Genomic DNA, 19,843 nt, shown 5'->3' on the forward strand with positions numbered 1-19,843 from the left:
ACGAAGCTACCGCGGCGCCCGGCCGAACGGTGAGCGCAGCGCCCGTCCCTGTTCGTAGAGGGTGAGTGCGGCCGCCATGGCGCGAGCGATGTCCGGCCGTCCCGCCTGCTCGGCGGCGGTGATCGCGCGGCGCTGGCGCTCTGCCGCCTCGGAGTAGCGTCCCGTCTCCGCGAGGGCCATCGCCACCGTCTCGTCGATGGTCGGGTTCGGCGGCGCCTGGAGCAACGGCGCGGCGAGTACCATCGCGCGCTGGCCGTCACGCGCCGCGTCGTCCGGCGCGGCGGCGAGGATGCGGATCAGCAGGTCGATCAGCCGGAGTTCGTCCGGATGGATCGCGATCGCCTCCTCCAGCCGGTCGCGCGCCTCCCGGTAACGTTCAAGCTGCGTGAGGAGCAGCCCCAGGCCCAGCCAGGCGTCGGGGAACCCCGGTGCTACCTCGACCGCCCGTGACGCTTCCGCCGCCGCCTCGTCAGTCCGTCCGACGGCGCGATACGCGTCAACGAGGCCGAGCCGGGCCTCCAGATAGTCGGGCTGGTGGCGGATGGCCGCGGCATAGCGATCGATCGCCTCGGCGTGCCGGCCGCTCATGGCCAGAAGCACGCCGATGCCGACGTAGGCCCGCGCCTCGGTCGGGTTCAGCCGAAGGGCCGCCTCGTACTGCTCTCCCGCACCTCGGGTGTCGCCGGTGGCCAGCAGCGCGTCGCCGAGTTGCCGTCGCAGGTCCGCGTCATCGGGCGCCTCGGCCAGTCCTTCGCGGAAAATCGACACCGCTTCGGCCGGCCGGCCTTCGCGCATCGCCGCGGCCCCGCGGTTGCCGTAGGCGCGCGGGCTGCGGAGCAGGTTCTCGTAGGCCGTCATTAGCGGATCGGGCGGCTCCGGCGGGTCGCCGCCGCTCTGGTTCAGGTACTCGTCGGCCCTGGCCGGGTCTCCTGTTTCGCGATAGGCGGTCGCCAGGGCATAGTGGACGTTCCAGGCCGGCGGACCCGCCGCGAGCGCCCGTTCCAGGTAGTCGATCGCCCGCGCGGGCTCGCCGCGGGCGAGGGCGGCGCTCCCCGCGCCGGAGAGCGCCGCGGCGGAGGAGGAATCGATGGCGAGCGCCTGCTCGAAGAGCGGCTCGGCTTCCTCGGGGCGGCCCTCATCCAGGTACATCTCGCCCAGACGCACGAGCGACGCCAGGTACGAGGGGTCTATCTCCACGGCACGCTCGAAGTAGCGGCGGGCCTGGGGCTGGTCGCCGGTCGTCCGGTAGAGCTGCGCGAGGTAGTACGGCCACCGCATCTCTCCGGGCGACTCGGCCGAGGCGTTCAGGAAGGCCGCCGCCGCGGTGTCGTAGAACCGGGTGGCCATCAGGATCAGGCCGAACTCGCCGTAGGCCTCGCCGAGAGCCGCCGCCGGCGCGGATTCCGCCTGGGCGCGGAGCAGGGCGTCGTGGCTCTCGCGGACCTGGACCTGGACCGGTTCGGGCAGCTCGGAGAGGTCCGGCAGCTCCACCGGCGGCGGGGGCGCGTCGACTTCCGGCGCGTCCGCCGGCGAGGCGTCCGGAGCCCCGGACGTCGGATCAGCGCCGCCGGCGGCGGTGGACGAGGTCTCGACACCGGGGGCAGCAGTGTCGCCCCCCGGGGCGCACGCCGCGCCCAGCAAGGCCGCGGTCACCGCCACTGTCGCCACGAGCAGCGCCGGCAGCCTGCGATCGAGGATCCTCATTGTGAGCGGCCCTCGCCCTGGGTCAGCGTCGTGTAGCGGCCGGTTTCCACATCGTCCCATTCCTCGGTGCTGCCGTCGGGCCAGGTGATCCGCAGGCGCGAAACGCCCGACGCGCCGAGCCCGAAGAGCACCCGCGGGTCGTTCGCCGAAGCGAAGCTCCCGTCGGCGCGCGCCCGCCGCCGCAGCGTCGACCCATCCTCACGCACCACGGTTACCCAGGCGCCGCTCAGATCCCGCGGCGGGTCGCCGCCGACCAGCCTCAGCCCCAGCCAGCGCGCCCGATGCCCGACCTCGTTGATCAGCAGCCGAACCGGGCCGGCGGCGTTGGCCACCACCACGTCGGTGTCGCCGTCGTTGTCAATGTCGCCGAATCCTGCGCCGCGGCTTACCTCGGAGAGTTCGAACACGTCTCCGGCGCGCGCGGTCGCATCCTCGAAGCGGTCGCCGCCCAGGTTGTGAAACACCTGGTTGCGCTGGTCCAGCGGGAAGGGATTCTCGCCGCGCGACTCAAAGTTGACGACCACCGACCCGTTCACCGCCAGGATGTCCAGCCACCCGTCGTTGTCGATGTCCAGCCAACCGGCGCCGAAGCCCGTGTAGGGCAGGCTGGGCGCCCGGATGCCGAGTGCGGCGCTGCGTTCCCGGAACAGTCCGGTCCCGTCGTTGACGTACAGCGTGCTGCCCTGCCCGGTCAGCTCGGTGATGAAAAGGTCTTCGTCGCCGTCGTTGTCGAAGTCGCCCGCGCCCACGCCCATGTCCGCCTTGGCGTTGCCGCCCGCGCCGAGGGCCGCGCCCCAGGGCAGCGCCATGTTGCGGAACGTGCCGTCCCGCTGGTTGACCCACAACTGGTTCGGCGTCTGGTCATTGGCGACGAACAGGTCGAGCCAGCCGTCGCCGTCAACATCCGCGGTCACCGCGCCGAGGGCCGGTCCGTACTCGCGCGCCAGCCCCGCCGTCGCCGTCACGTTCTCGAAGCTGCCGTCGCCCTGGTTGCGGTACAGAACGTCCGGATGCGGCCGGCTCGTGCCCGGCGCACAGTAGTCGGGCGCGCCCGCCCGGTCGTAGCACTGGGTGTGGGTCGCAAGCGTGTAGTTCAGGTAGTTGCCGACGAACAGGTCGAGCCAGCCGTCGCGGTCGTAGTCGAAGAACGACGCGGGAACGCCCCACGCCGGGTCGTCGGTGCCCGTCTCCACCGAGACGTCGGCGAACGTCCCGTCGCCCCGGTTTCGGAACATCTGGTTCGGTCCGAACCGGGTCAGGTAGAGATCGATGTGGCCGTCGTTGTCGTAGTCGCCGGCCGCCACGCCCATGCCGTACCCGCTGGAGGATATTCCCGCCTCGCGCGTGACGTCGGTAAACCTCAGCATCCGCGCACCGTCGGGAGAGACGATCAGGTCGTTGCGGTACAAGCGGTCGCCTGGCGGCTGGCCCTCCGCCGGGCCGATGAGCGGCGCGCCGTCTCCGAGCAGGACCCCCTGCACGAGGTAGACATCGAGGTCGCCGTCGTTGTCGTAGTCGAGCAGGCCGAGGCCCGGCCCGGTCATCTCCGGCGAATAGAACCGGCCGGTCATCCCGTTGAAATGGACGAAGTCGAGGCCGGCGTCTTCCGCGCGTTCGGCGAACCAGCCGGCGGATGCTGCCGTCTCTTCCGGTGGGGCCGCGGCTCCCGGCGGATCCGCACCTGGAGCGGGCGCGCCGGCGCCCGAACCCGCCCCGGTCCCGCAGGCGGCCAGCGATCCGGCCAGCGATCCGGCCAGCGCGAAACGGAACAGCCAGCGACCGGCAGTCGGAAGCATCGGTAACGTACTCTATCAACCCGCGCGTACCGGTGAAGCCGGTCGCGGAACCTCGCGGCGTGGCCAACCGTCTATGCAAGTGGAGCGGCTCGAGGCACTGGAGCGGGGCCGAGGAGTGGGCCGCCCGTGATATGATCAACGATCCCCGGGACGGGTCCGGGTAGTCGTGCGAGGTTCATCGATGATGACGATTTCGAAGAGATTTTCCCTGCTTGGTCTTGCCGCGATGGTCGCGCTCGTGTCGCCGGTTCCGGCGTTCGCGGGTGAGGCTCCCGAGGAGCCGACGTTCAGCAAGGACATCGCGCCGATCCTCCAGCGAAGTTGCCAGAAGTGCCACCGGCCCAACTCGTTGGCGCCGATGTCGCTCATCACCTACGAGGATGTCCGGCCGTGGGCGCGCTCCATCAAGTTCCGCACCGGCCTGCGCGACAAGCCGGGCGTGATGCCGCCCTGGTACATCGAGAAGAACATCGGCATCCAGGAGTTCAAGGACGACTGGTCGCTGAGCGACGACGAGATTCTCACGATCGCTCGGTGGGCCGACAACGGCGCGCCGCAGGGCGATCCCGCCGACATGCCGGAGCCGCCGCCGTTCATCGACGTCGACGAGTGGGAGATTGGCGAGCCGGATCTCGTGGTTTCGTCGCCCGAATTCGAGGTGGCGGCGGAACAGCCCGACTGGTGGGGAGCCCTCGGCACCGTCGAGTCCGGACTGACCGAGGACCGCTACGTGGCGGCGATCGAGTACAAGGAGCGGAACGACATGGAGCGGGGCGTCCGCTCCGACACGGTCGGCGGATTGTTCGTGGTTCACCACTCAGCGCTGTACATCAAGGGTCCGGAGGAGGACGACGCGCTGGTGAGTTGGCCCGTGCATGAAGTCGGGCGCAACGCCGACGTCTTCGACGAGAAGGCGGGCCGGCTGCTCAAGGCGGGTTCGCAGGTGATCTTCCCGACGACCCATCTGCATGCGAACGGGACCGACGTGCGGGCGCACCTCGATGTCGGCTTCAAGTTCCACCCGAAGGGTTACCAGCCGGAGAAGGAGATGCAGTTGCTCTTCTTCGGCAACGGGCCGGATCTCGACATCCGGGCGATGGAAAAGAACCAACGCGCCGAGGCGTACCTGACCCTCCGCGACAACGCGAAAATCAGCGTTTTCGAGCCGCACATGCACGCGCCGGGTGTCCGGATGTGCCTGGAGGCGATCCACAACTCCCAGTCGCAGATGCTCAATTGCGCCGGCTACGACCATAGCTGGGTGCGCGTCTACAAGTACGCGGACTCGGCGGCTCCGCTCCTGCCGAAGGGAACGGTGCTCCGGCTGACCGGTTACTTCGACAACTCGCCGACCAACCCGAACGTACCGGATCCGCGCAACTGGTCCGGCTCCGGCCACCGCTCCGTCGACAACATGTTCATCAACCTGATGCAGGCGATCTACATGGATGACGAGGAGTTCGCGGCGGCGGTCGCGGAGCGCGAGGCGGCGCTCGAGGCCAACGGCGGGACCGATATCGGCTGCCTCACCTGCGACACGCTGGCTGACGAAGACACTGCCGGCGGCGGTGGCAACTAGGACTAGGTCACGTCATCTGAGGGTCGGCGTCCCTTTCGGCACAAGAGTGCGGGAGAAACGTATGCCTGATGCCTTGAAGCCGTCCGCAGTAGCCCTGGTTGCGTTGGTCGTCGCGTTGGCGGCCGTCCCTGCCGCTACCCTGCAGGAACGCTACGACTTCGGACAGACCCTCTCGCCCGCCTACGAAGGCTGGGAAGTGAACGACGACGGATCGTTCAACCTGGTGTTCGGCTACCTGAACCGGAACTGGGCTCAGGCGCCGTACGTGCCGGTTGGTCCGGACAATTCCTTCGAGCCGGGGGAGCCAGACCGGGGTCAGCCCACCTATTTCCTGCCGCGGCGCAACCGCTTCGTCTTCAAGGTTCCGGTTCCGGCCGACTTCGGCGAGCAGGAACTGGTCTGGACCGTAACCGTGAACGGGACCACGGAGAAGGCCTACGCCACGCTGAAGCGCGACTACTACATCGACGACCTGGTGGTGCAGGCGAACTACGGGGCCGGCGGCGCGGCCGGGACCACTCCGGAGCTGCCGGACAACCAGGCTCCGACGCTCGACATCGAAGGCCCGGCGCAGCGGACGGTCAGGGTTGGCGAGCCTCTGCCGTTGACGGCGGTTTCGACGGACGATGGAAAGCCGCGCGCGCGGCCTCTCGGCCGGGCGTCGACGAGGGTCCAGCTTGCGCGGCCGATCACCACCGACACCGCGACCGGTCACCGGCTGTCATGGTTCGTCTTCCGCGGCCCCGGCGACAACGTCACCTTCCACCCGGAGCAGATCAGCGTCTGGGAGGACACGCGAGACGGCATGAACTCCCCCTGGGCGCTGGGCTTCCTGACTCCGGATCCGCCGGAGGACGGCCGCTGGACAGCGGAGGCGACGTTCAGCGCGCCGGGCGACTACATCCTGCGCGCCATCGCGCACGACGGTGGCCTTGCGGCGACGGCCGACCTGACAGTTTCTGTCACCCCCTGACCGTAGACTGGGGGGTATGGATCACGCATCACGCCACGCGGGTGCGCCCGCGTCCACGCCCCCTCGTCGCTGGTCCTCCCTGACGGCTTTCGCCGCGCTCATCCTCCTGTTGACTCTCGCGGCCGAGGTTGCCGCGCAGCGGCGCGATGGCCGGAACGACGAGCCGCGCGGCACTTATCTGGGCACCCTCAGCGCCAATCGCTGGTTCCCAGATTCTGTCGCCAGACTACTTGACCGCCTCGACCGCCATTGGACCCGAGACAGGGCCGCGGATTCCACTGGCCGCCGGAACCGCTGGTTCGGTTCGAGCGCGAGAATCTACAGTCGCGACGGCAGGTATCTCGGCAAGCTGAGCGCCAACCCCTACGATCCGGATTCGATCGCGAACCCGTACGGCCGCTACGGCAGCCGCTACAGCCCCGACAGCGTCAACAACCCCTACAGCCGTTACGGCAGCCGCTACAGCAACGAGAGCCCGCGCAACCCCTACGCGACGAGGCCACCCCGAATCTACCGCGGCCGGGCGCGCTAGTTGTCGTCGGTAGCGGCCCGCTCGGCGACGATCTGCCCGTAATCCTCGTCGGTCAGGTACACGACGTTGACGTGAGCGTGGTACATGTCGTCGTAGCTGCGCTGGCCCCAGCCGACCCACTGGGTGGGATCGGGGTTGGCGCGGTTGCCGGCGGAGTTGTCATGCCAGGCCGTCAGCTTGATGATGGTGCCGGCCGGCAGGACCGGAGCGGAATCCTCGGTGTAGACGTAGTTGACGTGCCAGTTGAAGTCGAAGCGATCGACGTAGTTGATCATCTCGGTCCGGCCGTCGGGATAGATCGCCTCCATCGCCATCGCCTTGCCGCGAATATGCATGTGCGGCTGAAAGTTCTCGAGGCGCGCCGGGTGGCGCAGCGGGATGAACGCCTCGTGCTCGGTGACCTCACCGGGTGGAATGTCGAGCGTCTGCATCGCCTGCCGCACGCCCATGGCCTGCGCGTAGACCCGGTACTTCGGCACATAGCCCTTTGGGTAGAGCCAGATACCCAGTTCGGTCGAGTCGGTGATCTCCTCCCCGACCGAGTGGTAGTGCAGATCGAAGCGGATGCGCGAGTCCGCCTTCAGCAGCTTGCCGGTGTTCTCGCGGAAGATGTCGCCGATCTTGCCGACCGCGAACTCCGTGAAATAAGAGCCGGTCCCCGGGACGTCAACCGCCGCCTCGAAGTCGTCCGGATCCTCGTCCTGCATCAGGTAGGTGACGGCATGATGCACGATCGGCCGCCCCACCAGGGAAGGACGCACTTCGAGCGCCTTTACCCAGCGATCCTCGGTCAGCCCGGTCTCGACGATCGGCTGGTACCACTGATCCTGCCCCTGGGCGTCCTGCGTCCAGGGCGTCGAGCGGACCACGAGATCCGGTTCGCCCAGTTCCTGGTACTTGTCCGCCAGTCGCCAGATGTCGCCCGCCGGCCACTCAATTGGCGGCGGCATGTCATTCGGATCGCCCAACGGAGCGCCCGCGTCGACCCAGCGGACCACCGCGTCGATCTCCTCATCGCTCAGTGAAATGTCGTTAGCGAACTCGCGGACGCCGACCGTCGGATCGATGTGCCACGGCGGCATGATGCGTCCCGCCACCTTCTCGCGGATGGAGCGCGCCCACGGCCGCACCTCCTGATAAGTGACGAGCGACATCGGCGCCATGCTGCCGGTTCGGTGGCATGCCTGGCAGCTTCGCTGCAGGATCGGTGCGACATCGCGCGCGAACGTCGGGTCATCCCCGGCGGTGATCTGAGCGACGGCCGAGGGCGCTGCGGAAGCCGCAACGAACAGCGTGACCACAGCCACGAGCGCAAGAATCTGCATCTTCATCGATCCATCTCCAGCGTTACGGCGATTTGCGTTCCGGCGGCCAGTGTCACTCTACACGAACGTCGACGTACGCGTTGGTCCAGCAGCACTGGAAGCCCAACGCCATTATCGCACCCGGGCCACCGGAATCGTCCCAGGCCAGAAGGCGCAGAATGTAGTCGCCGGGCGCGGCGAAGCTCACCGTCGTGGTAGCGCGGTCGTCGCCACCCACCTCCGGTGAAGGCTCGGCGAAGGTGACTTCCCCGGGGCCGCGATACTTGCTCCAGGCGAGGCCGAGCATCGGCGGCTGGCCAGTGGGGCGCTTCATGACACCGTCGTCGGTCGCCGTCACGTCGAGGGTTAGTGGCTGGCCAACGGACGCCTCCAGCGACTGCCGCGCACCGGTCGGTCCCTGCCCCGATGCCCCTCCGGGGAACACGACGACCGGCGGTCGGTTGTCACTCGTTATTTCATGGAGGGCGTCGATCTGCCATTCAGGGCGGATATGCCCCGGCACGGCATAGGTCTCGCCCGCCGAGGTCAGCGACCAGGTGAGCGTTTGATTGTCGAAGTCGGCCGGAACGACGACCGTAAAGATGCCAGTCTGGCGGCGCGGCATCAGGTGCGTCGGCTGGCCGCGGTCGGCGGGACCCGGCTCGAAGCGGTTGTCGGGGCCGATCGGAATATCCAGGGTGGCTTCGTAGTTCCGGTTGAAGTAGCCGAACGAGAGGGTGTACGTGCCGTCGTCGTTCGGAAACCAGCCCTCAAAAACCGGACTGACGCTCTGGCCGACATCGTGAGGGATGGGGACGTCCCGCGCCTGCGCAGCAGCGGGCGCGGCCGGAAATAGAGCGGCCAGAACCAGCGCCGCGGCGAGAGGGAGCGTCCGGTGCATAGTCATCGACAGTATAGTGTCGCCGTCGAATCTGGTGAACGGAAATGGCGGCTTCCGGGCGGTCTTGAGGTTCCAGATGCGCGAGGCCACTTCTTATTAAATGTAATCGCCTAAGGATATATTAAGAGTGCCAGCCAAGAAGTCCTATAGTTACTTATAGTGCCTAGAAGTTTAATAATAGCCGCCAGTTTCGTTGATTCCGGTTGACACTTCCTTGCGGCACTGCGGATAATGGCACGGTTCCATCTGGCTTTTTTCGCGGTACCGGCGTGACGTTGGGGGACGTGTCGACAATGTCCGGAATCCCGCGCGTTCTTGTGGCGTTCGTGGCGGTCAGTGTGCTCGCGGCACTGGCGGCTCCAGTCGCCGCCCAGGCGCCTGCCGCCGCCACGGCGCCGGAAGCGGCACGGGCGGAAACCGCCACCGCCCCTGACGAATACCGCGCCGTCCTCGACCGCTACTGCGTCACCTGCCACAACGACCGCCTGAATACCGCCAACCTGTCGCTGGAGAGTCTTGATGTCGCGCACTTGGCGGCGGGTGCGGAAACGTGGGAGAAGGTGATCCGCAAGCTGCGCGCGCGGGAGATGCCGCCGCCCCCCCGCCCCCGGCCGGACGACGGGACGTATGTCCGCTTCGTCAACTGGATCGAGACCGAACTCGATCGGGCCGCCGTCGCCGACGTGAACCCCGGCACCGAGACAATCAACCGGCTTAACCGCACCGAATACACCAACGCGATTCGCGATCTGCTGGCCCTCGAGATCGACGGCCGCGAGCTACTGCCGGCGGACGATCAGAGCTACGGTTTCGACAACATCGCGGACGTGCTGTCGCTCTCGCCGGCGCTGCTCGAGCGCTACATGCTGGCCGCCGGGAAGATTGCGCAACTGGCGATCGGCGACCGGTCGATTCGTTCGACCACGGCGGTCTACAGCACGTCGCCGGTCCTGCTGCAGCACGACCGGATGAGCGAGCTTCACCCGTTCGGCACCCGCGGCGGTTTCGCGACACGCCACTACTTTCCGGTCGACGGCGAGTACGACATTCGCGTAACGCTGGAGCGGACGCACGGCAACGCGATCAAGGGGTTGCAGCGGCGCAACCGGCTGGAGGTGCGGCTGGATCGCGAGCGCGTCGCGGAGTTCACGGTCGGGGCCGACGGCCAGCGCGAGGCGTGGAACGCGGTCTTCAACCTGACGCCGTACGAGCGCGACGCCGACAACGACCTGCGCGTCCGGATTCCCGTGGGGGCCGGCATGCGCGAGATCGCCTTCTCGTTCGTGCGGACGAGCGCCATCCCCGAGGGCGTGCTGGAGCCGGTCAGCGGCGCGGAGACCTACCACTACGCGGGGGACCGCGACGCACCGGCGGCGGTCTGGATCGTCGAGATCGAGGGCCCGTTCAATCCGAAGGCGCCCGCTTCGGATGCGGAAGCGACCCCGAGCCGTCAGCGGATCTTCACCTGCCGCCCGGCCGACGCGGCAGCCGAGCCGGCGTGCGCGCGCGAGATCCTCGGCACGATCGCACGAGGCGCGTTCCGGCGTCCGGTGAACGAGAGTGACGTCGACGCGCTGATGGCGTTCTACGACACCGGGCGCGCCAAGGGGAGTTTCGACGCCGGAATAGAGTTCGGGCTGCGCGCCATCCTGGTCGACCCGGAGTTCCTCTTCCGGGTGGAGCACGATCCGGCGGACGCCGCGCCGGGCGAGCCGTACGCCATCAGCGACCTGGAGCTGGCCTCGCGCCTCTCGTTCTTCCTCTGGAGCAGCATCCCGGATGACGAGCTGCTGGAGGTCGCCGCGCGGGGCGAGCTGCGCGGCGACGGCGCGCTCTCGGCCCAGGTGGAACGGATGCTCGCCGACCCGAAGGCCGCCGCGCTGACCGACAACTTCGCGGGGCAGTGGCTGTTCCTCCGCAACATGCGGACGGTGAAGCCGGATCCCCTCGCGTTCCCCGAGTTCGACGGCAACCTGCGCGAGGCGTTCACGCGCGAGACCGAGCTCTGGTTCGAGAGCCAGATCCGCGATGACCGGAGCGTGCTGGAGGTGCTCACTTCCGACTACACCTACCTGAACGAGCGGCTCGCGAAGCACTACGGCATTCCCGGTGTCCGCGGCAACCATTTCCGGCGCGTTGCGATGCCGGCCGACAGCCCGCGCCGCGGCGTCCTGGGGCATGGCAGTGTCCTGACGGCGACGTCGTATGCGAATCGCACGTCGCCGGTGAAGCGCGGCGTCTGGGTGCTCGAGAACCTGCTGGGAGCGCCGCCGCCGCCGCCGCCCGCCGATGTGCCTGGGCTCGAGGATTCGGATTCGGTCGTCAACCCGGCCGATCCGGAGAGCCGCCCCCGCTCGGTCCGCGAGCGGATGGAGCGCCATCGGACCGACCCGGTCTGCGCGAGCTGCCACGTCAGGATGGATCCGCTCGGCTTTGCCCTGGAGAGTTTCGACGCCATTGGCGGCTATCGTGAGCTGGGCGTGGAGGAGACCTCCGGAACGCTGCCGGACGGGACCGAGTTGACCGGTCCGGACAGCGTGCGCGAAGTGCTTCTCGCAAGTGAAGAGGAGTTTGTCGCCACCGTCACCGAGAAGCTGATGACGTACGCGCTGGGGCGCGGCGTCGAGTATTACGACTATCCCTGGATCCGGCGCATCGTGCACCAGGCGGAGCCGTCCGGCTATGCCTGGTCGTCGCTGATCGCCGGTATCGTCGAGAGCCCGCCGTTCCAGATGAGAGAGGCGCGAGAGCCATGATGATCACCAAGACCCACCTGCCGCGTCGCACGTTTCTGAGGGGCGTCGGCGCCACGCTGGCCCTGCCGCTGCTCGACGGAATGGTGCCGGCGTTCACTCCGTTGCGGTTGTCGGCCGCCGCGCCGGTCAACCGCCTCGGCGTCGTGTACGTCCCGAACGGTGTCCGGATGGACCAGTGGACGCCCGATGCGACGGGGACCGGCTTCGAACTGAAGCCTGTGATGCGGTCCCTTGCGCCGCATCGCGACAAGCTCATCGTCCTGGGCGGGCTCGCCAACAAGCACGGCGATGCGCTGCCGGGCGAGGGAGCGGGCGACCACGCGCGCGCCGCGGGCGCGTTCCTGACCGGCGTGCACCCGAAGAAGACGGCGGGGGCCGACATTCGCGCCGGCGTCTCGATGGATCAGATCGCCGCGCGCGAGCTGGCCCAGGAGACGCAGCTTGCCTCGCTGGAGTTGTCGCTCGACTCGAAGGAGCCGCTCGGGGCGTGCGACCCCGGCTATTCCTGCGTCTACGCCAACACCCTCAACTGGCGGAGCGAAACGACGCCGCTGCCCATGGAGAACAACCCGCGCGTTGTCTTCGAGCGGATGTTCGGCGGCAGCGGGTCAACCGACCCGGCGGCCCGCATGGCGCGCATGCAGGAGGACGGAACGATTCTGGACGCCGTCTCCGAGAAGCTCGCCAGCCTGCGTCGCTCGCTCGGCGCTCGCGACCAGCGGAAGCTGGACGAATACACCGAGGCGATCCGCGACGTGGAGCGCCGCATCCGGATGGCGGAGGAGCAGGGCCTGAACGATCTGTCGGTCGCGATGGAGCAGCCCCCCGGCATTCCCGGCTCGTTCGAGGAGCACGCGAAGCTCATGTACGACCTGCAGGTGCTCGCCTACCAGGCCGACCTCACGCGCGTGATCACCTTCATGGTGGCGCACGAGACGAGCAACCGGGCCTACCCGGAGATCGATGTCGCCGACGCCCATCACCCGCTGTCGCACCACGGCGGTGACGAGGAGAAAATCGCCAAGCTGCGGCGCGTCAACGCGTACCACGGCGACCTGTTCGGCTACTACATCGACCGGCTTGCCGCGACCGAGGATGGCGACGGTTCGCTGCTCGATCACTCGATGACCATCTATGGCAGCGGCATGAGCAACGGCAACACGCACAGCCACCACAAGCTGCCGATCATGGTGGTGGGAGGCGGCGCCGGCACACTCAAGGGCGATCGCCACGTCCACTACGACGACGACCCGCCGGTGACGAACCTCTTCCTGACGCTGTTGCACAAGCTGGGGGTCAAGCCGGAGTCGATCGGCGACAGCACCGGCGAGCTCACCGAGTTGACGGACCTCTGAACGCGCCCATGAGAACCTGGTTGACCTGCCGGCGCGCCTTTGGGTGTGCCAGCCGGTGTGCCGCCTGTTGCGCCGGCCTCCGGCCGGCATCCGGTCGTGTCCGGCCGGGGGTCATGGCCGTGGCAGCGGCGCTCCTGCTAGCGGCCCCGGCCGGCGCCGCCGCGGCGAATGACGACGTGCGCGTCGTCGCCGCCGTGGAGCGCCAGGACTGGAGCGCCGCGCACGCGCTGATTGCCGACGGCGCCGATGTCAGCGCCGCGCAGCCGGACGGCGCAACCGCCCTTCACTGGGCGGCGCACTGGGGGCATGCCGAGACGGTCGCGCGGCTCGTCGAGGCTGGTGCGAAAGTCGACGCGCTGAACGATCTGGCCGTGCCGCCACTCTGGATCGCCATCGACAACGGCAGCGCCGACGTTGCGGTGCAGTTGATCGACGCCGGAGCCGATGCCGCGGCGCACCTGCCGTCCGGCGAGACCATGCTGATGACGGCGGCCCGGATGGGTTTGACGCGCGTCGCTTCGCGCCTGATCGAAGAAGGCGCCGACGTCCGCTTGGCGGAGCACGAGCGGGGCCAGACGGCGCTGATGTGGGCTGCGGCCGAAGGACACACTGGTATCGTCCGCCGCCTTGCCGAGTCGGGCGCCGCGGTCGACGCGCGGAGCGCCGGGCGGTTCACGGCGCTGATGTTCGCGGCGCGCGCGGGCGACGTCGATGCCGTCCAACTTCTCCTCGACGCGGGGGCCGACATCGAGGCACGATCCATCGACGGCAGCACGCCGCTTGTCATTGCGAGCCGAAGCATCGACGCGCTAGCCGCCATCGAGTGGACGGTTATTCCGAATGCGAGCGGGCACGAGGCGACGGCGCACTACCTGATCGAAAGCGGCGCGGATGTGAACGCCGCCGACCGGCGCGGCCGGACGCCGCTGTTCGGAGCGGTGGAGCGCAACCGTCTCGATCTGGCGCAGATGCTCCTAGACGCGGGGGCCGAGGTGGACGCGACGATCGTGGATCCGCCCGCCGCGCTGCGGGGTGACTACATCGGCCTGAGGGTGCTGAAAGGCGCCACACCGCTCTGGGCTGCCGCGCGCGAGGGGAAGCTGGAGATGATGCGCCTGCTCATCGAGGCGGGCGCCGATCCCCATCATGCGAACGCCTCCGGCACGACCGTCCTGATGGTTACTTCCGGCCTCGGCGAGAACGACGCCCGCCGTCCGCCGGATCACGTTGTGGTCGAAGCGGTCACCATGCTGCTCGATCTGGGCGCCGACGTGCATGCCGTCAACCGCGGCGGCCAGACCGCGCTTCACGGCGCGGCGTCGATGTGGGAAGACGACGTGATCCAGCTTCTCGTCGACCGCGGCGCCGACGTCAACGTGGAGGACAGCCGCGGCCGGACGCCCCTCCACCTGGTCGAGTACGGCAACGCCAATGCGCCGTCCGAGAGCACTGCCGCACTGCTCCGCCAGCTCGGCGCCGCGGAACCGGTCGTAGAGCGGTAGGCTGACGTGAGGCGCTAGCTACGGGACGGGCTGCGAGACAATCCGGAACGGCCGGCGCACGTCGGCCACCTCCGTCGCATCCTGCAAGACGCGAGCCAGCGCCACATACCGGCCGGGCGGAAGATCGTGCACCTCCACGACCGCGGTGGCGCTGCGTCGGTCGCCGCCCGAGCCCTCCAGCCGGGCCTGCCCCCAGGCGAGAATCGACCCGGTGGCGCCGTCCACCACGTCGACCTCGACCCGAGTGCGATCCCAGAACGCCGGCGAGTCGGCGTACAGCTCCGTGAAGGCCAGCAGACGCCCGCTTGAAACCCGGGCCTCGACCTGGGTGGGGATCTCGCCCGCCGGCGCCGAGGTCCAGTCGGCAAGCATCAGGTCGCCGGCGCTGAGCGGCCCACCCGACATCCGGTCCGCGCGCACCGGGTGCTCCACGCTGCCGCGCCGCCCGGCGGCGTCGATCGCGGCCAGTTGCAGAAAGTAGTTGCCGGGCTGCTCCACACGCACAATGAAGTCGACCTCGAAGACCGGTCCGTCCGGCTTCTCCACCAGGTTGGGGACAACCTGCACCGTCGCGTGCGACGCCACGGCTCCTTCGCTGTCGCGCAACAGGTACCCCATCGACAGGGCCTCCGGCACGCTGCCCCCGGCGTCGAACTCCGCGCCGACCAGGATCGCCATCCCCTCACCGTCGCCAGCGTCGCCGCGATAGGCGTAGGTCGCGACGCGCAACGGCAGCTCGCGGACCGGCACGGGCGCCCGCAGGAGGCGCATGATGCGCTCTTCCTCGCTGGGTCCGGCCCCCTCCGGCGGGACGTGGACCCCCCGGTGCGAGCGGACGCGGGCGCCGTCGCGCCGCACGGACACGTCGATCTCGTGGAACTCCCCGTCCCGGTCCGACGGAAGCATCTCCACACCGAGCAGGTAGTAGCCGGAGAGCTCCCTCTCCAGCCGGGAAAACAGCGGGCCGGGGTTGTAGAACGCACGCAGGAGGCTGCCTCCCGTCATCGACGCCGCAGCCATCAGGCCCTGCTCCTGCACGCGGCGGCTCGCCGGGCCCAACTGCAACCCATAATCCTCGGCCGGCGGCGCCTGTTCCACGACGAAGGCATCCGGCTGCCCCGAGGAGAGCGCGACGGACGTGTCAGCCAGCGGCTCGTCGAGCATGAAGATGTACAGCGTCGTTCGCGCGGCGGCGGCCAGTTCCGCCATCCTCTCCAGGCCCAGCTCCGCTCCGGCGATCACGAAGCCGCCGGAGATCCACACGAGCGCCTTGGGGCCCTCTACCCCCTGCATGGCCTCGAGGATGGTCTCGATGCCGTGACGTGTGGCCTCCGACCGGCGTCTCCTCTCCTGAAGGACCTCGTATTCGATAAACCCGTTGTCCTGCGGAGGGATGCCCAGACCCGACATCCCTGCGACCGCGCGGCGGACCCGGTCGTGGTCCGACGTGAAGTCGATGTAGACGCCGGGCTGCGGCATGGCCACGACGGAGACCCGGTCGCCGGGGCTCAGGCTGTCGACGAACTCGGCCGCCGCGCGCATCACGTGGCGTCCCTCTCCCCACGGAATGCTCTCTTCGTCGACCAGGATCACGATGAGCCGGCCGGGGTCCGCGCCGGCGTTGGTCGTGTACCCGGCGTCCGCCCCCAGGGAATCAACCGGGAGGGAGTCTCCCTCGGCCGCCCGCAACGAGATGAACTGCGCCTGGACGACGGCGCGCGGCTCCCCTTCGACGGTCACCGAGAAATCCGCCGCCTGCAGGTCGGGAATCGGGTTGCCGTCGCCGTCGATGACGGTGGCGTCCACCTCGATGAGCTCGATGCCGCTCCGGAAAGTGGGGAGCTGCTGGGCCGGTAGCACCACGCTCAAGGCGCATGCAGCGATGATGAATACGCCGAGCCCCACCTGTCGATGGTGGTCCATGGAAACCCCTCCCGCCTACCATACGTCACCGGATGTCCGCATCGGAAGCCTCGGCCGGTCCGGCGCGCAGCGCTGCACCCTCGGAGACGCTTCCTTCCACTGTTTGACACAAATATGGTGGTATTTTGTGTCAAACGATGGCAGGATCCAGTTGATGGCGAAAACGCGCAAGGTGCAGGTCACGCTGGACGAGACGCAGTACGAGTCGCTGCTGCGGGCGTCAAGGGGGCGCAAGCTGGCTGCGGTCGTGCGAGAGGCCGTGGCGAAGTACTGCGTCGAACCGGATACGCAACACCGCCGCCTGGAGGCGATTGACAAGCTTTACCTGCTCGATCCGGTTCCCGCTCCCAAGAACTGGGCGGAATGGAAGCGGGAGTACGGCCGTCTGAAGACCAGGTTCGGCGCGGCCGACGCCGGAGCAGACGATGAGCGCCGGTGAGAAGGTCTTCGTAGACGCCAACGTCTTCATGTACCTGGTGGGTAGGGACGCCGACCTGCGCCAACGGTGCCGTTCCACCCTGCGGCACCTGGTTGAGCGCCAGGTTGCGCTGGTTACAAGCGCCGAGGTGCTGCAGGAACTGCTGCATCGCTACAGCGCGCTGAACCGCATTGACACGGCTCGTGCGGTCCATGACGCGGCGATCCGCATCTGCGCCGAGATCCTGCCGGTGACTGAACAACACACGTCATCCGCCCTTGATCTGCTCCAGCGGCACGGGCAACTGTCGGCACGTGACGCGCTCCATGTGGCAACGATGGAAAGCCGGGGTATTCGCCGGATTCTGTCGGCAGACCGGGACTTCGATAAGCTCGACGTGGTTGAACGCGTCGATCCGGCCACCCCGGCAGCCGGAATGTAGCCTGCCCTTCATGCATCCAGCCAATGGTCGACGGGAGTCGACAGGAACGTCTCGAGATCGATACCGTCACCGCCGACGAGGAGCTTGCGCGTCGGCCGGAAGGCCGTGGAGAACGCCGCCATGCCAGGCAGGGAGTCAGCTGCCCGCCCGCTCTTGACTTCGATCGCCACCAGCCGGTTGCCGGCCCGGACGACGAAGTCCACTTCCCGGTTGCGCTCGCGCCAGTAGTAGGTCTCACAGTTGCCGGTGGCCGCCGCGTTGGCCAGATGCGCGCCAACCGCGGATTCCACGAGGCGGCCCCAGAACGCGTGATCCTGCCGTGCCTGCTGCAGCGTGAGCCCCGCCTGCGCGGTAACCAGGGCGGTGTTGAAGACCTGGAGCTTGGGGCTCGACGCTCTGCGCCGCGCGGTGTCGCCGGCATATTTCTGCAGCCCGACGATCAGGCCGGTGCCTGCAAGCAAGTCCAGGTAATGGGCAAGCGTGATCGTGTTGCCGGCATCCTGGAGCTGACCGATCATCTTGTTGTAGGACAGGATCTGGCCGGAGTACGCACACGCCAGATCCAGCAATCTGCGCAGCAGGGCCGGTTTGTCTACCCGGGACATCAGCAGCACATCGCGGGAGATGATCGGTTCGATGAGCGAGTCGCGGACATAGCGCGCCCAGCGATCCGGCTGGCGGATGAGCGGCGCCGCTCCGGGATAGGCACCGTAGAAGAGGTACTGCTCCAGGGACCAGCCGAAGGCCGCCCGCATCTCGGTGAAGCTCCAGTGCGGCAGGCGGATCATCTCGAAGCGCCCGGCCAGGCTCTCTCCGAGGCCACGCTGGACGAGCAGCGGAGCCGAGCCGAGCACGACGACCTTCAGCGGTAGGCCGGTGCGCGTATCGGCGTCCCACAAGTACTTGACCGCTTCGGACCAGCCGGTCACCTTCTGCACTTCGTCGAGTACGAGGAGCGCGCCGCGTGCTCCCGCCTCGGCGGCGAGACTCCGGGCGGCGCCCCACTGCTGCTCAATCCAGTGCACGTCGCGCAGCGTCGGCTCATCGGCACTGGCGAAACGGGCAGGCAGTCCGGATTTCCGCGCCGCGTGCTCGACCAGCGTCGTCTTGCCGACCTGACGGGAGCCCGCGACTATCTGGATGAAGCGGCGTGGTTCCAGGAGACGGTTGATCAGCTCATCGACGTAGGGCCGGGAATAGCTGATCGACGGTTTACTCATTATTATGAGTAATTTTACTCACAATAATGCGCGCGCTCAACCGTCGGCGGAAACCGCCTGCTACGGACTTCGGGCGCGCGAGGCGGGTTGGCGGCCCCGATCTCAGGCGGTCTCCCGCGCCAGCCGCGAGAGATTGGTCTTGTCGATCGTGACGTCCATGTCGAGCGTCAACTGGCGGGGCGTGCCGGTGGGGACGACGATGAGACCCTCCGGGGCGAAGTCGCCGGTCCGCCGCGGATGGACCCCGCGCGTGTCGTAGGGCGCGACTGTCGTGTAGAGATCGTCGCAGAAGGCGTCCTCGATAAAGAACTGCCAGGTGAACGCCCGATCGCCGAACGGCGCGGTGAAGTGGAGGTGTGGCGGCCGCGGCCGGTACCAGCCGGGAAAGACCGTGTCGAACCGGACCTCGCCGCCCGGTGCGGAGATCTGCCGTCCGCGCAGGTAAGTGGCCCCGCGCGTGTCGGGCAGGTCCTCCACGATGCGGCCGTTGTCGACGCCGGAATAGATGCCAGAGGCGTCGGCGCTCCAGATGTCGACGGGCAGGCCGGCGATCGGTTCGCAGTTCGTCGCGTCGCGCAGCACGAGCCGGATTGCGAGCGGCACGCCGTCATGGCCTTCAGTGACGTCCTGACGGACCAATCCCGTATTGACGTAGAACGGGCCGTCCTCGAAGTCCGGGGTGACGGTGCAGATGCCCCCCGAGCCGCTTACGACCCGCGGGCGGTCCGGCTCCGCGCAGCCTGTCGCGACGGCCGCCGCGGTCAGGGCGCCCGCCTTGAGCAGAGAGCGCCGTGTCATGCCGTAGCGCCGACGGTCTGGAAGTCGTGCCATCTTCTTTCCCCTTGCGGGTCCTTCTTCGGTCCCTGCCCCGCACGAGCGGACCCGATTGTTCCGACCGGCCGGCTGACCGCATTATTTCCGCATCGGCGCCGTGCGTTCAATGGCCGGTCGGCTGACCGCCGGGCGGCGACGTGGTATACGGTACGCCTGTTCGCTGAACGCATCCGGGGAGGAACCATGCGCGCGCAAAGAATCGTCGGGATTCTGGGAGTGATCGGCATGCTGGCGGTTGCCGTTGGCGTGGCGGCGGCCCAGCCGGGAGGAAGCGGTGTCGAGCTGACCGTGCTGTCGAGCCGGGCCGACACGGTGACGGGGCCGGAGGCGCTGCTGCGGATCGATGTCCCGGCGGGCGTCGCGCTCGACAACGTCCGCGTGACCGTGAACGGCGCGGATGCGACGGTGGCCTTCCGGGCCGACGCGGAGCGGCATCGGCTCGTCGGCCTGATCGAAGGCCTGACCCCGGGCTCGAACCGGGTGTCGGTGACGGCCGCCGGCGCCGGCGCCGGCGCGACCGCACAGGACCAGAAAGCAACACCCGATCACGCACCACTGAATTCAGGTCCGCAAGAAGAGCCAGTAGACTTGGAAACACAAGGCT

16 protein-coding genes are annotated in these 19,843 nt (G+C 68.3%); 9 read left to right on the forward strand and 7 right to left on the reverse strand.

What is annotated here, in order from left to right; genetic code table 11:
• Positions 1 to 6 precede the first annotated feature (6 nt).
• Together F4Y45_15330 and F4Y45_15335 are read right to left on the reverse strand one after the other, a co-directional pair.
• Entirely contained in the window at positions 7 to 1,704 is a 1,698-nt protein-coding gene (locus F4Y45_15330) for a tetratricopeptide repeat protein (protein MXY25876.1), read from the reverse strand.
• Positions 1,701 to 3,500 carry a CRTAC1 family protein gene (locus tag F4Y45_15335; protein ID MXY25877.1) on the reverse strand — a complete coding sequence of 600 codons (1,800 nt, stop codon included), beginning with the start codon at positions 3,498 to 3,500 and terminating at the stop codon, positions 1,701 to 1,703. The genes F4Y45_15330 and F4Y45_15335 overlap by 4 nt, the downstream gene beginning before the upstream one ends.
• A 181-nt stretch (positions 3,501 to 3,681) precedes the next feature.
• On the opposite strand from F4Y45_15335, the gene F4Y45_15340 reads away from it, so the two are divergent.
• From F4Y45_15340 to F4Y45_15350, 3 genes are all read left to right on the forward strand, one after another.
• Positions 3,682 to 5,079: a hypothetical protein gene (locus F4Y45_15340; protein ID MXY25878.1), complete on the forward strand. Its 1,398-nt coding sequence runs from the start codon at positions 3,682 to 3,684 to the stop codon at positions 5,077 to 5,079.
• 73 nt (positions 5,080 to 5,152) lie between these two features.
• Positions 5,153 to 6,052, forward strand: coding sequence for a hypothetical protein (locus tag F4Y45_15345; protein MXY25879.1), 900 nt, complete (start codon positions 5,153 to 5,155; stop codon positions 6,050 to 6,052).
• 316 nt (positions 6,053 to 6,368) lie between these two features.
• Complete coding sequence (locus F4Y45_15350; GenBank protein MXY25880.1) at positions 6,369 to 6,584, forward strand: hypothetical protein; 216 nt, start codon at positions 6,369 to 6,371, stop codon at positions 6,582 to 6,584.
• Here F4Y45_15350 and F4Y45_15355 read toward each other — a convergent pair.
• Both F4Y45_15355 and F4Y45_15360 read right to left on the reverse strand, forming a co-directional pair.
• Positions 6,581 to 7,915, reverse strand: coding sequence for a cytochrome c (locus F4Y45_15355; protein MXY25881.1), 1,335 nt, complete (start codon positions 7,913 to 7,915; stop codon positions 6,581 to 6,583). The genes F4Y45_15350 and F4Y45_15355 overlap by 4 nt on opposite strands.
• A gap of 46 nt (positions 7,916 to 7,961) precedes the next feature.
• Positions 7,962 to 8,789 (reverse strand): hypothetical protein, encoded by an 828-nt coding sequence (locus F4Y45_15360; protein MXY25882.1) that lies wholly within the window; start codon positions 8,787 to 8,789, stop codon positions 7,962 to 7,964.
• Between the two features lie 293 nt (positions 8,790 to 9,082).
• Here F4Y45_15360 and F4Y45_15365 point away from each other — a divergent pair, with 293 nt between their 5' ends.
• From F4Y45_15365 to F4Y45_15375, 3 genes are read left to right on the forward strand one after another with little or no spacing between them, the layout of a single operon-like run.
• Entirely contained in the window at positions 9,083 to 11,545 is a 2,463-nt protein-coding gene (locus F4Y45_15365; protein MXY25883.1) for a DUF1592 domain-containing protein, read from the forward strand.
• Positions 11,542 to 12,900 (forward strand): DUF1552 domain-containing protein, encoded by a 1,359-nt coding sequence (locus F4Y45_15370; GenBank protein ID MXY25884.1) that lies wholly within the window; start codon positions 11,542 to 11,544, stop codon positions 12,898 to 12,900. Before F4Y45_15365 ends, F4Y45_15370 begins: the two co-directional genes overlap by 4 nt.
• An 8-nt stretch (positions 12,901 to 12,908) precedes the next feature.
• Positions 12,909 to 14,402, forward strand: coding sequence for a hypothetical protein (locus tag F4Y45_15375; protein ID MXY25885.1), 1,494 nt, complete (start codon positions 12,909 to 12,911; stop codon positions 14,400 to 14,402).
• A gap of 18 nt (positions 14,403 to 14,420) precedes the next feature.
• On the opposite strand, the gene F4Y45_15380 is transcribed toward F4Y45_15375, so the two are convergent.
• Positions 14,421 to 16,325 (reverse strand): VWA domain-containing protein, encoded by a 1,905-nt coding sequence (locus F4Y45_15380; protein ID MXY25886.1) that lies wholly within the window; start codon positions 16,323 to 16,325, stop codon positions 14,421 to 14,423.
• Positions 16,326 to 16,479: 154 nt separating this feature from the next.
• Between F4Y45_15380 and F4Y45_15385 the strand changes: the two genes are divergently transcribed.
• Together F4Y45_15385 and F4Y45_15390 are read left to right on the forward strand one after the other, a co-directional pair.
• The gene (locus F4Y45_15385; protein ID MXY25887.1) at positions 16,480 to 16,764 is read left to right on the forward strand and encodes a hypothetical protein; all 285 of its coding nucleotides are present in this window, start codon (positions 16,480 to 16,482) and stop codon (positions 16,762 to 16,764) included.
• On the forward strand, positions 16,751 to 17,185 hold the full coding sequence (locus tag F4Y45_15390; GenBank protein MXY25888.1) for a type II toxin-antitoxin system VapC family toxin: 435 nt from the start codon (positions 16,751 to 16,753) through the stop codon (positions 17,183 to 17,185). Before F4Y45_15385 ends, F4Y45_15390 begins: the two co-directional genes overlap by 14 nt.
• A gap of 8 nt (positions 17,186 to 17,193) precedes the next feature.
• Here F4Y45_15390 and F4Y45_15395 read toward each other — a convergent pair whose 3' ends face one another.
• Entirely contained in the window at positions 17,194 to 18,405 is a 1,212-nt protein-coding gene (locus tag F4Y45_15395) for an ATP-binding protein (protein MXY25889.1), read from the reverse strand.
• 102 nt (positions 18,406 to 18,507) lie between these two features.
• Positions 18,508 to 19,236 carry a protocatechuate dioxygenase gene (locus F4Y45_15400; GenBank protein ID MXY25890.1) on the reverse strand — a complete coding sequence of 243 codons (729 nt, stop codon included), beginning with the start codon at positions 19,234 to 19,236 and terminating at the stop codon, positions 18,508 to 18,510.
• Positions 19,237 to 19,422: 186 nt separating this feature from the next.
• On the opposite strand from F4Y45_15400, the gene F4Y45_15405 reads away from it, so the two are divergent.
• A partial coding sequence (locus F4Y45_15405) for a hypothetical protein (protein ID MXY25891.1) occupies positions 19,423 to 19,843 on the forward strand: 421 nt, incomplete at its 3' end.

Source organism: Acidobacteriota bacterium (genome assembly GCA_009838525.1).
Lineage (GTDB): Bacteria > Acidobacteriota > Vicinamibacteria > Vicinamibacterales > UBA8438 > VXRJ01.

Coding starts and splice junctions, on each gene's coding strand:
- F4Y45_15330 (MXY25876.1), bottom strand. CDS start 1,704: ATGAGGATCCTCGATCGCAGGCTGCCGGCGCTGCTCGTGGCGACAGTG.
- F4Y45_15335 (MXY25877.1), bottom strand. CDS start 3,500: ATGCTTCCGACTGCCGGTCGCTGGCTGTTCCGTTTCGCGCTGGCCGGA.
- F4Y45_15340 (MXY25878.1), top strand. CDS start 3,682: ATGATGACGATTTCGAAGAGATTTTCCCTGCTTGGTCTTGCCGCGATG.
- F4Y45_15355 (MXY25881.1), bottom strand. CDS start 7,915: ATGAAGATGCAGATTCTTGCGCTCGTGGCTGTGGTCACGCTGTTCGTT.
- F4Y45_15360 (MXY25882.1), bottom strand. CDS start 8,789: ATGCACCGGACGCTCCCTCTCGCCGCGGCGCTGGTTCTGGCCGCTCTA.
- F4Y45_15365 (MXY25883.1), top strand. CDS start 9,083: ATGTCCGGAATCCCGCGCGTTCTTGTGGCGTTCGTGGCGGTCAGTGTG.
- F4Y45_15370 (MXY25884.1), top strand. CDS start 11,542: ATGATGATCACCAAGACCCACCTGCCGCGTCGCACGTTTCTGAGGGGC.
- F4Y45_15375 (MXY25885.1), top strand. CDS start 12,909: ATGAGAACCTGGTTGACCTGCCGGCGCGCCTTTGGGTGTGCCAGCCGG.
- F4Y45_15380 (MXY25886.1), bottom strand. CDS start 16,325: ATGGACCACCATCGACAGGTGGGGCTCGGCGTATTCATCATCGCTGCA.
- F4Y45_15385 (MXY25887.1), top strand. CDS start 16,480: ATGGCGAAAACGCGCAAGGTGCAGGTCACGCTGGACGAGACGCAGTAC.
- F4Y45_15390 (MXY25888.1), top strand. CDS start 16,751: ATGAGCGCCGGTGAGAAGGTCTTCGTAGACGCCAACGTCTTCATGTAC.
- F4Y45_15395 (MXY25889.1), bottom strand. CDS start 18,405: ATGAGTAAACCGTCGATCAGCTATTCCCGGCCCTACGTCGATGAGCTG.
- F4Y45_15400 (MXY25890.1), bottom strand. CDS start 19,236: ATGGCACGACTTCCAGACCGTCGGCGCTACGGCATGACACGGCGCTCT.